Origin of the sequence: Arthrobacter sp. SPG23 (assembly GCF_000876655.1) — a bacterium.
Taxonomy (GTDB): Bacteria; Actinomycetota; Actinomycetes; order Actinomycetales; family Micrococcaceae; genus Arthrobacter.
The window spans coordinates 264543-278356 of record NZ_JYCN01000018.1; the positions used below are offsets into that span (position 1 = coordinate 264543).

Here is a 13814-nt window from a genome sequence, read left to right on the forward strand (position 1 = left end):
GTTCCCTGCGCGCTCCCGGTTCACTGCGCGCTCCCGGTTCAAGGCGCCGGGTGAATCCTGTCAATGACGAAATCCCCGCCGGGAATGACGGTGGTTTCATGGCCGTCGTCGAACCGCACCACGTAGGGCGGAGCTCCGTCGGCGCCATGAACCTCAATGATCTGGCCGTGCCGCACCGCGGATCCGACCGTCTTGCCCCGGATTGTGATCCGGTCTCCCTGGGTTGCCTTCATGGCAATCACCTCCAAGCACCAGACTACGAGGGTGCGGGCGGCGAAAACAGGGCCGTTGCGCACTGGCAGTTGGCGGGTGCCGGACGGGACGTCACGCGGGATCAACCTGCATCTGGCGCCAGCGGGCGCCTGGCAGGATTATTGGGATACTACGGATGACCTTGGCAGAGGACCCAGGGGGAACGGCTATGGCGGAGGAAAAGCCCACGAGCTGGTGGGCTACGCTGCCCGGTCTGCTGACCGCCGCCGCCGCGGTGATTACCGCCGTGACGGGGCTGCTGCTCGGCCTGGGACAGCTGGGGGTGTTCGACGCCGGCCGGCCCGCCGCATCGACGGCGGGTGCCTCCGCAAGCGGCCCCGCCCGGCCAGGCGGCGTTGTTCCGCCGTCCGTTACCGCATCCGGCACCGGTAACAGCGCGGAGTGGGCCGTTGCCCTGCCGGCCGGGCGCAACTACAGGGCAGCCGACGTCGAATACGAAATTCTCGACGCCCGTGCGCGCCCTGATGTGTCAGGGAAGGTCGCACTGACTTTCACGCTCAGATGCACCAACCACGGCAGGTACGACATCAACTTTTGGGACGCAGCGTTCAGGCTGAACGTGGGTGGAGTCAGCCATTCCCCCGATTCGGGGCTGAACGAAGTGGTGGCAGGCGATTCAAGCACGTCGGGCGAGGTCCGCTTCACTATCCCTGCGGACACGCGCACCGCAGTGCTGCGCATCAAATTCGCGCAGGGCGAGAGCACGGTTCAGGTCGGGATGTCGCCGATCTGAACACCGGCCGCCACTCGGCTACAGGAAGGGCCGGTGACCTGCTGCCCCCAAGGCAGCCGATCACCGGCCCTTCCGCCGGGTCTTCCCTCCCGCCGGGGCGGGCCGGGCGGGAGTGCTAGGCTCCGGCCCGGACGAAGGTAACGCCGCCGGTGGCCGTCAGCCACGACAGCGGGTGCGTCACGGTGGCATTGACGCCGTTCATTCCGCCGCTGATCACCTGGCCGTCGCCGATGTAGATGCCCACGTGGCCGGACTGCACCACCATGTCCCCGGGCTGCGGCTCCCCCACCACCGAGCCGTAGTTCATGAACTGCATAGGTCCCAGGTCGCCGACGGGAATGCCTGCGGAGCCAAGTGCCTTCTCCACCATGGCCGTGCAGTCCTGGGTGATGCCCAGTTGCGCATAAGCAGCAGAAACCATGGCGGCATTGACACCGCCGGCGGCCGGGGCAGCGGCGGGAGCCGGCGCGGCCGCCTGTACCTGGACGGAAACGGCGGGAGCCGCCGGGGCGGCAACAGGAGCCGGAGCTGCCGCGGGAGCGGCCGCCTCTGCCGGAGCGGGCTCTGCGACCGGCACTTCCACGGGAGCGGGCGTGGTGCTGACGTCCGGACGTTCGAAACTGATCCGGACGTGGGAGTCTGCGCTGAGCGGGGCACCCACCTGGGCCTTGGCGTCAAGGGCGGACGCCGGAGCCGAGTCGCGTTCCACGGGGGCTTCGGCAGCCTGGGCCGCCATCCCGCTGGACAGGACCAGGCCTGAAGCGGCTGCAATAACCGCGGCCTGGCGGCCGACCCTGCTCCTACCGCCGGTCGTGGTGAAACCTGAGCGCCCCGCAGGCGCGGTGAAGCGATGATGAGCGGGCAGTTTGCGTGAAGACATGAAGTAACCTCTCCCGATGCCTGCGAGGTTAGCTGTCGGATTCGGATGGGAGACACCCGGCCGCAGGTGCCTTCCGCTTGGCGGAGGGCTTGCGGCTTCACCCCGAAGGCCTGCACAACTCTGCAGGCCAAAAATGGTTTCCCCGTCCCTGCCGGTCAGTTTCGGTTGGATCCCGGGCCGCGGCAGGGTTAGGCAATCCGCCCGGGAGTGCCCCTATCCGGGATAACGGCACTGTCCCACCGTACGCGGGCCGTGCACCCGATGTCACATTCAGGTAACGGCGCCGCGGGGACGGGGACGCGCCAGCAGGTAGCGGCGGTACTCGGGTACTGCGTTGATCAAAGTCGAGTGTTTTGCCTTGGCGCCGCGAGGCGTAGTCTACGTGCATGTTCTTGCGGGGGGACTCACACGCTTGGAGGCATCATGCGTTGGTCGAATCAGCCTGCCCGCAACCCCGCACGTCACGTAGCGGACCCTCCTGAGCCTGAGCCGGGAGGCCGGCACGGCCGGCGCTGGGTGGCCATCCTGGGCGCTTTGCTGCTGGCCGTCAGCACACTGGTGGGCGTGGCCGGCACCTCGAGGGCCGCGGGGCCAACCATCGTCAGCCTGACGTTCGACGACGGCCTTGGCAGCCAGTTGGCGGCCGCGCAGGAGCTGAAGGCCCACGGGCTGGTGGGAACGTTCTTCATCACCACCTCCTTTGTGGGCCAGTCCGGTTTCCTCACCCGGGCAAACCTGGACACTCTCGCGGCCGACGGCAACGAAATCGGCGGCCACAGCGTGACCCACCCGGATATGACAACGCTCAGCGCAGCGGCCGCCAGCGCGGAGGCCTGCAACAGCAAGTCGACCCTCGAAGGCTGGGGCTTCACCGTCCGGAACTTCGCCTACCCGTTCGCGGCCGTGAATGCGACAGCCCAGTCCGCAGTCAGCGGCTGCGGGTACGCCAGTTCCCGGGGCCTCGGAGACATCCGCTCTCCCGCCAGCTGCGCCGGCTGCCCTGTCGCCGAAACGCTACCGCCGCTGGAACCCATGGTCACCAGGGCCCCTGACCAGGTGGCCGCCACCTGGACCCTGGCGGACCTGCAGGCCACCGTCACCAACGCCGAGACGACCGGCGGCTGGCTGCAGCTGACCTTCCACGAGATTGCCAACGGAACGGATCCGTCCCTGTCCATCAGCCCCGCCTTGTTCAAGGAGTTCGTCACGTGGCTGGCTGCGCGGACAGCAAACGGTACGACGTCGGTCCGAACAGTGGCGCAGGCATTGGGCCAGTCCCCCGTGACGTCACCCCCGCCGCCTCCTTCCCCCTCACCGTCTCCCTCCCCGTCCCCGTCGCCTTCACCAACCCCGTCCCCGTCTCCCTCGCCGTCGCCAATCTCGTTTGCTGACGTACCCCCGGGCGCGGCGCTGTACACCGAGGTCAACTGGATGGCCGCCCAAGGCATTTCCGTCGGCTGGCTCGAAAGCGACGGAACACGCACGTTCCGTCCCGGGGTTGCGGCAAGCCGGGACATGATGGCGGCGTTCTTCTACCGGCTGGCCGGGAGCCCGGCATATTCGCCCGGCGCATCGCCGTTTACGGATGTCACGCCGCAGACTCCCTTCTACAAGGAAATTCTCTGGCTTGCGTCCCGGGGTGTGACCACCGGCTGGACCGAGTCCGACGGCTCCAAGACCTTCCGTCCAACACTGGCCGTCAACCGGGACCAGGTCGCCGCGTTTGTGTACCGTTTCGCCGGTAGCCCGACCTACACGCCGGGGGCATCGCCCTTCGCCGACGTTTCCCCGCAAACCGCTTTCTTCAAAGAGATCTCATGGCTGGCGTCACAAGGAATCTCCAACGGCTGGACCGAGGCGGACGGCACGAGGACGTACCGGTCCGCGTTGCCGGTCAACCGTGACCAGGTGGCTGCTTTCCTCTACCGCTACAACAGCGCCTTCCCGGCGTAAGAGCCGGCATGAAGCGGATACGTAGGTGAAACACTATTGCGTGGCCATCTGCCAGCTGAGCGATCAGCCGCAGGAGGATTTTGACGTCAACACGGAGCTCTTGATCCTTGAGGGCAAGGAGCTCCATGTAGCGACGTGGGACGCCGAACCGCGGGACGGCGGCTTTGACATCCTGGTACTCAACGACCGCGTCAGCGCGCTCGGGTTCATGGTGGTCACCGACTGGGAGTTCCTGGAAGGCAGGGCCTACGCGGTGGTGGAGCGCCGGGCCCGCGGCTGAGGGCCGTCCGCCACCGCCAGCACGGCCGCGCGCCTCAGCCAGGGATCAGGATCCCGCGCCCAGCGGTCCAGCACCGCATCCGCCCGCGTCCTTGCCTGCCCTTGCAGCCCCGCAATTAACGGACGGACGACGTCGGCAGCGATCGGGTCCACCAGCTCACCCAGCTGCGCCTCCCGCACAAAGCCCTCGATCCGGGTGAGGTCTGAGTTGTTGAGCAGCGCCACCCGGGACTGCAGCAGCACAACCGCCGCCAGGCGGCGTTCGAAGACTGGCACAGCCCACAGCTCGCTGCTGAGCGCGGTGACGTCGTCGTGAACGAGGTCACGATGGCGGCGCAGCATGTCGCGGACGGTCCCCCGCACCGCACCAACTGATGCTCCGTAGTACTGAAGCCGGTCGCCCAGGCGGGCCTGCGCCTCTTCTGCCCTGAGCCAGGAGCTCTCCCGCTGCAGCGCGGCATCCACAAAGTCGCAGGCGTCTGTCACCCGACTATTCTGTCCCAATATTGCGACCCGCACATGGGCCCCCGCTCACCCACGGCCCGCGAGCGCGTTCCGCGGCAACGTGGGACACTCAATCCCATGCACGAACTGGTTGTCCTCGGAACCGCCTCGCAGGTTCCCACGCGGACCCGCAACCACAACGGGTACTTGCTTCGCTGGGACGGCGAGGGGCTGCTCTTTGATCCGGGCGAAGGCACCCAGCGGCAGATGATCCACGCGGGCGTCTCATCCAGCCGGATTACGCGGATCTGCCTCACCCATGTCCACGGGGACCACTGCTTCGGCCTGCCCGGCGTACTGTCCCGCATGGTCCTCGACGGGGTGCAGCACCCGGTGGACCTGCACTTCCCGGCCTCCGGTAGGGACGTGGTCAGTTCCCTCGTATCCCTCGCCTCCCCCGGCCTGGACCTGCGGCTGCACCCGCACTCAGGTCCCGGCCCGATCGCACCCGGCTTGGAGGTGCGGCCGTTGCGGCACCGCATCGAGACCTTCGGCTACCGGCTTGCGGAGCCGGAGGGCCGCACGCTGCTGCCGGACCGGCTCGCCGCGGCCGGGATTGCCGGTTCGGACATCGCACGGCTGCAGCGGGAGGGAAACCTGGGCAGGGTCCGGCTGGAGGACGTGAGCGTTCCCCGCCCCGGCCGGAGTTTCGCCTTCGTTATGGATACCGCGGAATGCGACGGCGCCGGGGAACTCTCCGACGGCGTGGACCTCCTCGTGGCGGAGTCCACCTTCAGCGACGACGACGCCGGGCTGGCCGCCCGGTATCTTCACCTGACCGCCGGCCAGGCCGGCGCGCTGGCCTCCTCTGCCGGGGCCGGAACCCTGGTCCTCACGCATTTCTCGTCACGGTACGTCGATGTGGGGGTGCTGGCGCACCAGGCCGTTGCCCGCGCAGGCCGGACCGCCGTCGTCGCCGCCCAGGATCTGGACAGCATTCCGTTACCCAAACGGCAGCGGGACTCCTGGTTTGCGGGCGCCCTGCCAACCTCAGTAGACGAAGATGTCGATCCAGGCGCGGTTGTGGGCATGCAGCAGGACAAGGAACAGCACGAAGTCGAACAGCAGGTGGACGGCGACAATGTAGGACAGTGATTTCGTCCGGGTGAAGATGAACGCCTGGAGCATTGCGAAAGGAAAGATAAAAACCGGCGCCCAGGCGTGGAAGCCCAGTTCCCACAGGAACGACGTGAAGAGGACGGCCTGCAGCACGTTGGCCTGCGCAAGCGGCAGGTGCCGGCGCAGGAGCGCAAAGACCGTGCAGATAAAGAAGAGCTCGTCCCAGATGCCCAGCGCATTGGTGCCCAGGAAAAGGCGGAAGATTCCCTCGGGATCCGACACCGCGGGCCAGTTGTTGTAAACGCCGGTATTGACCATGTAGGCCGGCAGCACTGCGTAGCCCATGACCACGACGGCGGCCAGGTACCACTTCTCCGCCCGCGTCCACGGGTGCCCGGTCAGCACGGGAAACCTGACCGCGTGGTCCCTGAAGAGGAACCGCGAAACCGTGTAGGGAACTCCCACTGCGATGACCATCGCCGTACCCATGACCACCATGTGCCCGGTACTGATGTCGGTGGTGATGGGAACAAGGCTGATGGCAACGAGCCCGGCAGCGATGAGGGCCAGGTCGCGCAGGAGCGCCCGGTCGACGAATCCGGCCAGTACCAGGGCCAGCGCCAGCAGGCCGTACCCCGGGATTTTCTGTTCCAGGACGAACAGGACGAACCCGGACAGCGACACGAGTGCCGCGGGAAGCAGCTTCCACGTGAGGCCGTTGCGGACGCTGGTTCCGGCCGCGGGCGCAGGGCTAGACATACTTGCCGAACCAGGCCAGCGTGTCGTTCCAGGCTGCGGTGGCCTGTGTTTCGTTATAGCGCTCGCCGGTGTCGTTGTGGAACGCATGGTCGACGCCGGGATACACCTTCAGCTCGTGCCGGACGTCCGTGGCCGCAAGGGCATCCCGGAGGTCCGGCATCGCGCCGGTGATGCGCTGATCGAGTTCGGCGTAAATGCCAAGGACCGCCGGCTTCATGGCGGGGACCTTGTCCAGGTCGGGGGCAGGCCCGTAGAACGCCGACGTGGCCTTCAGCCCGGACAGCTCCGTAGCCGCCTGCCAGGTGATGCCCCCGCCGAAGCAGAAGCCCGTCATGGCGATCCGCCCGGCGTCGACAAAATCCTGCCGGTCCAGGAAGTCGAAGGCTGTCGCAAAATCCGCGACGTGTCGCTGCACTCCCGCCTGGGTCAGGGCGCCGGGGACGGCGTCCCGGTCCAGGCTCGCCGTTCCGCCCTCCCTGCTCAGCAGGTCCAGTGCGAGAGCCGCGTAGCCGGCCTTGGCGAACCGCCGGGCCACGTCTTCGATGTGCGGGGTCAGCCCACGGTTCTCGTGGCAGATGAGCACGGCCGGGCCTGCTTTGTCCCCCGCCGGCCGGGCAAGGTAGCCGCCGATCTCGATGCCGCCGGCCGGGAACCGCACCCATCCCGTCACTAGTCCGGCCGCACCCTCGGGAACGGACAAGGGGCTCTTGGCGCCCGGCACTGCGCCAGCGGAAGCGGGGCCCGAGGCGGTGCCGGTTGGCGTTGCCGACGGGGTGGGCGTCGGCATCGGGTCGGTGCCGCGCGGAAGTTCCTGCGGCGTGCAGCCGACCAGCGACATGGCGGCCGCCGCGGCGGCCATGCTGCCGGTGATGAACGCCACCCGGCGCGTGAACGTGTGCCGGCTCATGGCACCGGCACGGTAATCGTCGAAGAATTCCTCGATCAGGTACTTCTCAAACTTGCCAAGCTGCTGCCGGGTCATGGAGGCCTCCTGCTGTTTGCCACATATCCTCCCCTGCCGCCCGTCACGGGGCAAGGGGAAAGGTGTTCTGCCGCTGATCCGGCGGGTTAGGCTCATGCCATGCCGCCCGACCGCTACCTCGCTGAACTTGCCGGTTCCCTCGAAAGGCTGACCGCGCTCGCCGGCCAGCCCGGCGAGGTGCTGGCCCGTTCCGTTCCGGCGTGCCCCGGCTGGACGTTGGAACACCTGCTCGGGCATCTGGGTTCCATCGAACGCTGGGCTGCGGCGGTGGTTCAAGGCGGGATATACGTCGAGGAGCCGGAGCCGCCGGCCACTGGTGCCGCCGCGTGGTTCGTCAGTGGCACGGCACCGTTCTTGGAGACGATGGCTGCCGTCGAACCCGGGGCACCGTGCTGGAACTTTGGACCGCCGCCGCGCACGGCGGGCTTCTGGCTTCGACGTCAGTCGCACGAGCACGCCATCCACCTCATCGACGCCAGCCAGGCGTCCGGACTGGCAGCGCCGGTTATCGGCGCGGAATTCATGCTCGACGGTGTCGATGAGGTCCGGGCGATGTTCACCCCGCGACAGCTGCGGCTGAATAGGATGCAGCCGCCGGAGCAGGCCGTCATCTTCCACGTGTCCGGTTTCGACGTGCCCGGGGCGGGCAGCTGGAGCGTCGGCAGCGGCCCCGCGGCGGCGTCTGTCACCGCCCCGCTAACGGACATGTACCTCGGATTGTGGGGCCGGTCCAGCCTCAGGGACACTGCCATCATCGACGGCGACACCGCCCTTGCGCTGCGCGTCCTCCGGGGCCCGCTCACACCGTGAGCGGGCTGACCTCCCTGGCCCGCCGCCCGCCGTCGCCGGTTCAGTGCCGGGGACGCAGGCTTTCGGCCCGGCGAAGCCTGCGAGCGCGCACCGCTCCGCTGATCCGGCCGTGAACCAGCAGCAGCCGCGGAACGGCAAAGTAGACCGCTGTGGGGACGACCACCAGGGTCAGGACGAATGCGCGAAGGCGAGTCGCTGCCCCCAGCGGAGAAGGCAAAGGAGTTAAATACCCCATGGGGTATACTGATGAGACTATCCACGAATACCAAGGGAGCCACCAGATGTGCCGTGCAGTGACATGCAAGAAATGCGGTAAGACAACCTGGGCGGGCTGCGGCCAGCACGTCGAGCAAGTCATGCGCGGGGTCTCCAGCTCCGATCGATGCCGCGGCCACGAGCACCAGAAGCCGACAGGGACCGGCTTCTTCGCCAAACTGTTCGGGCGCTAGGTCGGCCGGCCCGAAGTCCTACGACAACCACAGCCCCGGAACCAGCCCCGGACCTCAGGGGATCAAACGACGGATCGAGAAGCACCCATGAGCAGCGAACCACTCACCGCGGCCTCCGGAAGCACCAACCCCGCTCCTGGCCCTGCAGCCCGCGATGTCCAGCCAGTACACGTCGTGCATCAGGGCGGAGACCGCTTCGACATCAATGTCCGCGGGCACGTCATCCGGACCGACCAGCCAACCAGCGACGGAGGGGAAGACACCGGTCCCACTCCTACAGAGCTGTTTATTGCGAGCCTCGCAGGCTGCGTGGCATTCTATGCCCGCCGCTACCTGGACCGGCACGGACTTCCCACCGAAGGCCTGGCCGTGGAAGCGGACTTCCAGATGGGCTCGCGTCCTGCACGCGTCGCCCGGATCGAGGTGCGACTCACTATCCCCGCCGGCGTGCCCGCCGAGCGACGTGAGCCGCTGCTTGCCGTTGCCTCGCATTGCACCGTTCACAACTCGCTGATGGTGACCCCTGAGATCTCGGTGGCCTTCGCGGGCAACGGGTGACGGCCGGACGATGACCGGGTAGCGCCCTCCCCTCGTTCTTTTCCCGCGTCAGGGATTCATTCCGGCCCGGCGGGCGCAGAATTATAGGGACAGGCAGGGCCTCACGGCCCTGGTTACCGGGGTCGAGGGCAGTAGACCATGAAAGCAATTCAGGCCCGTGCCGCACTTCCACTGACAGCGGCGCTCCTATTGGTGGGGTGCGCTTCCGGCGGCGGAAGCCCCGGAGCGTCCACCGCGCAGGGTACCGCGACGGCGTCCGCGACGGCGACGGAAACGACCACCGCGACGACGGCCGGCGCAGCCATCACCATTAAGGACTTCGACTACGGCGCCCCGCTGACGGTCGCACCGGGCGCCGTCGTCACGGTCACCAACAAGGACACGGCAGGGCATACCGTCACGGTGGACGATGGCTCGGCATTTGACGTGAATGTCCGGGGCAACGGCGGAACTGCTACGTTCACGGCGCCGTCCCTACCGGGCACCTACCCCTACCACTGCACGTACCACCCCAACATGCACGGGACGTTGACCGTCAAATGAAGATTGCCTTGAGGGTACTAACCGCCCTGGCTTTGTTCATCGATGCCGGGGTGCACATTCATCTGGCCCCCGGCTACCAGGGCGCCTCACCCGCCGGGATCGGGCAGGGCAACCTGTTCCTGATCGAGTCGGCCGCGGCTATCCTGGCCGGGCTTTACGTTCTGGTCCGGGGCAGCAGGGCCTCGTATGCGCTGGCCCTGGTAGTGGCTCTCAGCGCTTTCGCCGCCGTGGTGTTGTACCGCTACGTTGATGTTCCGGCGTTCGGTCCGTTCCCGGCGATGTATGACCCGGTGTGGTTTTTTGAGAAGTCCCTCAGCGCGGTCGCGGAAGGAGCCGGGGCGCTGCTGGCCGCAGTGGGCCTCGTCCGCGTCGCCACCGGGGGTCCGGCCGGCGCTCCACGGAGGTCCAGCCGCCGGCGCACAACCTGACTGGATCGGCCAACCGGACCATAACCAGGGGCATTGCGCGGCACTGTGTTGGCCCTGACCACGGCGCTGTGGTTAACATGTGGGCGAGGTGGCTCATGGAAAGCGGGACTGAAGCGCGGGCATCAACCGATGCGATGACGGCAGTTGCAGCGTACTGCGCGGCTGGCATCTGGCTTTCCACGGTGCACTCCCCCTGGTTCGGACTTCAGTCCGTCGGCCTGGGCGCCGGCGCCGTGGTCATCGGAGCCGCTGCCGTCTCCGTCCTGCGGCGCACGCCCCGCTTCTGCACGCCCGCCGACCGGATAACACTGTTGCGGGCCGTCTTAGTCTCCCTGTGCGCCGTGTTGGCTCTTCCGGCGTTGTTCACTGGGCGCCCCGCGGATCCTCTCCTCGTTATCCTGGGTTGCGCCGCTTTCCTTCTCGACGGACTCGACGGTCCCGTCGCCCGGCGGACCGGGACGGCATCCGCGGCGGGAGCACGCCTGGATACCGCTACTGATGCCGCCTTGGTGCTCGTTCTGTCCGCGGCAACGGCGGGGGCTGTCGGGCCTTGGACCCTGTGCATCGGGGCCCTCTACTACTTCTTTGTGGCCGCAGCTCATTTTCGTCCCCATCTTCGGGAGCCGCTCCCGTCGAGCTGGGTGCGTAAGGCCATCGGAGCTTTCCAGCCGATCGCGCTGCTTCTTGCACTGACCCCGGGATCCCACCGGCTATTGCAGCTGCGGCGCCGGGTTTGGCTCTTCCACTACTCGTGTTCTCCTTCGCCCGCGATGTCGTCGAGCTGGAACAGCGCCACCACTCCGGCCGCCGGTTTTCGGACGTGGCAGGACGGTGACGTCGGACGGCCCCGGGCTTCCGCCCGCCGGGTCCGGTCGTCGGGATTGCCGGCCCGGGGTGGAATGGCCCGCCCTGTGCAATGCCCTGAGCCAGAGGCATACTGAGGGGTATGACCGACGCCGACGACTTTTTAGCCTGGGTTAGATCCGCGCTCTACCGGGCGGAAATGGCCCTTCACGACGGCGACGCCGACCCGCGGCGGGCGCTCTGGTCCCGGAATGAGCCGGTGAGCATCCTTGGCGCGTGGCGGAATGCGTATGGGCAGCAGGAGATCGACGAGGCCTTCGCTGTCCTCGAGAGGGCTTTCTCCAACTGCACGTCCTACAGTTTCGAACTGCAGGCATATGACGTGGTCGGCGCCATGGCCTACACCGCGGGCCTGGAACATATTTCAACTTCCGTGGACGGTCAGCCGCGCAGCTACACGCTGCGCGCCACCCAGATCTACCGCCGCGAAGACGGAGAATGGAAGGTGGCGCATCGCCACGCCGACACCGTGGCCGAGTGAGGGCGACGGAGACTCACGGGCTGAACACGGGGGAATAAGACGACTATGACCGAAGCACCGAGGTTTAGCGGACCGCACTGGCGACGGGTGGTGGCAGCCCTCGGCAACGAGGATGCTCGGACGGCTTACGCCCAAGTAGTTCTCGGCGCCAGGCTCCCCGAAGCGATCGCTGACTTGAACGAACGGCGGCGAAACCGGGCCATCGCTGCCCTGCTCGAGTCCGGGCTCGTCGAACCCAACGCTGCCGGCGAACTCGAGGCGTCCGGGGCGATCTTCCGCCTCCTTCTCACGCAACAATCCCGGCGACAGCCGCAGAACGGACACGCCCGCTTTATGCGCTTGGGCCGGATCGAGAGGTATCCGGCCAACAACGCGGAGCGACGGGAACTCCTGGCATGGATTGTCAGCGATGCGGTCGAAATTGGCGAAGACCTATCGGAAAGACAGGTCAATGAACGGCTTCTCAGTTATACGGACGACGTCGTGTTGCTGCGCCGCTACCTCGTCGACTTCGGGCTGTTGGAACGCACCCCCACAGGCTCCTCCTATCACCGGCCGAATGAAACGTAATACCCTGCACGGCAAGGGCTGATGGCGATTCCAGCAGCTGCATCAATAATGTCGGTGCCTCCTGCGATGCTTAGGCGATGGGCAGCAGAACAGCTTGGAGTGCGGAGAGCAGGGCGGCCATGGCGGCCGTCTCTGCCTCCACTGCTGAGCTGGAGTCCCTTATCGAAACCGGCGCAGACCGGGCCGGTTCGCCCTGCGTCGCTCCCCTGCCGGCCACCGATCCGATGCGGAATCTGGCGGATGCATGCCTGGAAGGTCTCGCCGAAATAGCTCGCCAGGAGGCCCGGACCGCCGCGCTGAAGGTGAGGCTGACCGCGGAATATCTGCAGGCAACCCGGGCCTTGGCCTCACCGGCGTCGTCCCCACGCGAACGCGCCGTCCAGGAGATGGCCCTAGTGGCCGAGGTCGCCTGCGTCCTGACCGTCAGCGAACGTTCCGCCGGAGCCCTCCTGTCCGAATGCCAGACGCTGACCACGGTGCTGCCGCTGACCCTGACGGCGCTTCAAGCCGGGACGATCTCCTGGCAGCACGCCCGGATCATCGTCGACGAAACCACCACCCTGGATCCCGACGGCGCGGCCGCACTGGAAGCACACTTCCTGGACACCGATGCGCCAACCCCCGCCCGCGGTTGCCCGGCCGGGGACCTCGTGCCGACCCGGTTCCGGGCCAAAGCACGCTCCTGGCGTGAACGCCACCACCCGGTCAGCATCGAAAAACGCTTCACCAAAAGCGCCGCTGACCGGCGGGTCGAGTACGTCCCGGACCGGGATGGCATGGCCTGGCTCTCCGCCTACCTCCCGGCCCACACTGCCTCGGGCATCTGGGAACGGACCACCGCCGCCGCCCGCTCCATGCAAGGCCCGGACGAGGCCAGGACCCTCACCCAGCTCCGCGCCGACGTCGCCGCCACCTGGCTCCTCACCAACGGCACCGGTGCCGCCAGCGGCACGGCCGACGGCGGCACCGGGTTGGGCGGTGATGTCCCGTCCCCGAGGGCGCAAGTCCTCATCACTGTTCCGGTCTTGTCACTACTGGGCGCTACGGACGAACCATCCCTGCTGGACGGGTACGGCCCGATCCCGGCGTCCATGGCCCGCCGGCTGATCGCCGACGGCGCCGATTCCTTCTACCGCGTCCTGACGGACCCCCGAGACGGGGCACCCTTGGAAATCGGACGGACCAACTACCGGCTCACGAAGGCCCAACGTCAGTGGCTCCGCCTCCGCGACGGCAAATGCCCCTTCCCCGGGTGTAACAACCCCTCCCTCGACAATGAAGCAGACCACCTGCTCGCCTGGGCGGACGGGGGCACCACCGGCATCTCCAACCTGGGCCAGCCGTGCCGCAAGCACCACCGCCTTAAACACAATTCGAAATGGAAGCCAACCGGTGCCAGCATGAACAACCCGCCGGGGTGGACTTCTCCGGCTGGGCGAGACTACCCCAGCGAGCATCAGGACTGGGAGCCACCCCACTGGCCGGACCACATTCTGGCCACCGAAGAGACCGGCCGGGATCCCGACCTCGAACCGCCCGAGGACCCGTTTCCGGAGTGGCACCAATTTACGGCCGCGCACGAATTCCCGGCCGCAGACATGGACGGTCCGGGTTGGCCGGCGCCCTTGGATGACTTCCTCCCCGAGGCGTTCGTACCCCAAGGCGTCTGATCGGCTACTGTCGCCATGC

General features: G+C 67.3%; 17 protein-coding genes and 1 riboswitch. Of the genes, 12 read left to right on the forward strand and 5 right to left on the reverse strand.

Annotated features, from left to right (window positions below; genetic code table 11):
- Window positions 1-38: 38 nt before the first annotated feature.
- Window positions 39-233, reverse strand: a complete 195-nt coding sequence (locus TV39_RS11995; RefSeq protein ID WP_043482232.1) for a DUF1918 domain-containing protein — start codon at window positions 231-233, stop codon at window positions 39-41.
- 188 nt (window positions 234-421) lie between these two features.
- Here TV39_RS11995 and TV39_RS12000 point away from each other — a divergent pair, with 188 nt between their 5' ends.
- Window positions 422-1006, forward strand: coding sequence for a hypothetical protein (locus tag TV39_RS12000; RefSeq protein WP_043481944.1), 585 nt, complete (start codon window positions 422-424; stop codon window positions 1004-1006).
- Window positions 1007-1121: 115 nt separating this feature from the next.
- Here the strand turns inward: TV39_RS12000 and TV39_RS12005 are convergent, their stop codons facing one another.
- Complete coding sequence (locus TV39_RS12005; protein ID WP_043481947.1) at window positions 1122-1886, reverse strand: NlpC/P60 family protein; 765 nt, start codon at window positions 1884-1886, stop codon at window positions 1122-1124.
- Window positions 1887-1889: 3 nt separating this feature from the next.
- A riboswitch (cyclic di-AMP (ydaO/yuaA leader) is annotated at window positions 1890-2063 on the reverse strand.
- Between the two features lie 246 nt (window positions 2064-2309).
- Here TV39_RS12005 and TV39_RS21420 point away from each other — a divergent pair.
- Together TV39_RS21420 and TV39_RS12020 are read left to right on the forward strand one after the other, a co-directional pair.
- Window positions 2310-3839 (forward strand): polysaccharide deacetylase family protein, encoded by a 1530-nt coding sequence (locus TV39_RS21420; protein ID WP_160292502.1) that lies wholly within the window; start codon window positions 2310-2312, stop codon window positions 3837-3839.
- 25 nt (window positions 3840-3864) lie between these two features.
- Window positions 3865-4119, forward strand: coding sequence for a hypothetical protein (locus tag TV39_RS12020; RefSeq protein ID WP_235347373.1), 255 nt, complete (start codon window positions 3865-3867; stop codon window positions 4117-4119).
- On the opposite strand, the gene TV39_RS12025 is transcribed toward TV39_RS12020, so the two are convergent.
- The gene (locus TV39_RS12025; RefSeq protein ID WP_043481952.1) at window positions 4086-4604 is read right to left on the reverse strand and encodes a DNA alkylation repair protein; all 519 of its coding nucleotides are present in this window, start codon (window positions 4602-4604) and stop codon (window positions 4086-4088) included. The two genes, TV39_RS12020 and TV39_RS12025, sit on opposite strands and share 34 nt — an antisense overlap.
- Window positions 4605-4700: 96 nt before the next feature.
- Between TV39_RS12025 and TV39_RS12030 the strand changes: the two genes are divergently transcribed.
- Window positions 4701-5717 carry a ribonuclease Z gene (locus TV39_RS12030; protein ID WP_043481954.1) on the forward strand — a complete coding sequence of 339 codons (1017 nt, stop codon included), beginning with the start codon at window positions 4701-4703 and terminating at the stop codon, window positions 5715-5717.
- Here the strand turns inward: TV39_RS12030 and TV39_RS12035 are convergent.
- Complete coding sequence (locus tag TV39_RS12035; protein WP_043481956.1) at window positions 5613-6440, reverse strand: CPBP family intramembrane glutamic endopeptidase; 828 nt, start codon at window positions 6438-6440, stop codon at window positions 5613-5615. The genes TV39_RS12030 and TV39_RS12035 overlap by 105 nt on opposite strands.
- Window positions 6433-7422, reverse strand: coding sequence for a dienelactone hydrolase family protein (locus tag TV39_RS12040; RefSeq protein WP_043481958.1), 990 nt, complete (start codon window positions 7420-7422; stop codon window positions 6433-6435). Before TV39_RS12040 ends, TV39_RS12035 begins: the two co-directional genes overlap by 8 nt.
- Window positions 7423-7521: 99 nt before the next feature.
- Here TV39_RS12040 and TV39_RS12045 point away from each other — a divergent pair, with 99 nt between their 5' ends.
- The 8 genes from TV39_RS12045 (at window position 7522) to TV39_RS12085 (ending at window position 13795) form a co-directional block, all read left to right on the forward strand.
- A complete protein-coding gene (locus TV39_RS12045; RefSeq protein WP_052500567.1) occupies window positions 7522-8232 on the forward strand; it encodes a maleylpyruvate isomerase family mycothiol-dependent enzyme in 711 nt (236 codons plus the stop codon).
- A gap of 536 nt (window positions 8233-8768) precedes the next feature.
- On the forward strand, window positions 8769-9239 hold the full coding sequence (locus TV39_RS12055; protein WP_082049693.1) for an OsmC family protein: 471 nt from the start codon (window positions 8769-8771) through the stop codon (window positions 9237-9239).
- 138 nt (window positions 9240-9377) lie between these two features.
- Window positions 9378-9782 (forward strand): cupredoxin domain-containing protein, encoded by a 405-nt coding sequence (locus TV39_RS12060; RefSeq protein WP_043481962.1) that lies wholly within the window; start codon window positions 9378-9380, stop codon window positions 9780-9782.
- Window positions 9783-9790: 8 nt separating this feature from the next.
- Window positions 9791-10210, forward strand: coding sequence for a hypothetical protein (locus TV39_RS12065; RefSeq protein WP_235347374.1), 420 nt, complete (start codon window positions 9791-9793; stop codon window positions 10208-10210).
- Window positions 10211-10344: 134 nt separating this feature from the next.
- Window positions 10345-11151 carry a CDP-alcohol phosphatidyltransferase family protein gene (locus TV39_RS12070; protein ID WP_052500569.1) on the forward strand — a complete coding sequence of 269 codons (807 nt, stop codon included), beginning with the start codon at window positions 10345-10347 and terminating at the stop codon, window positions 11149-11151.
- Window positions 11152-11156: 5 nt separating this feature from the next.
- Complete coding sequence (locus TV39_RS12075; protein WP_043481967.1) at window positions 11157-11555, forward strand: YybH family protein; 399 nt, start codon at window positions 11157-11159, stop codon at window positions 11553-11555.
- A 45-nt stretch (window positions 11556-11600) separates the two neighbouring features.
- Window positions 11601-12125 (forward strand): DUF2087 domain-containing protein, encoded by a 525-nt coding sequence (locus TV39_RS12080; RefSeq protein WP_043481969.1) that lies wholly within the window; start codon window positions 11601-11603, stop codon window positions 12123-12125.
- 119 nt (window positions 12126-12244) lie between these two features.
- Complete coding sequence (locus TV39_RS12085) at window positions 12245-13795, forward strand: HNH endonuclease signature motif containing protein (RefSeq protein WP_200891007.1); 1551 nt, start codon at window positions 12245-12247, stop codon at window positions 13793-13795.
- The last annotated feature ends 19 nt before the right edge of the window (window positions 13796-13814 follow it).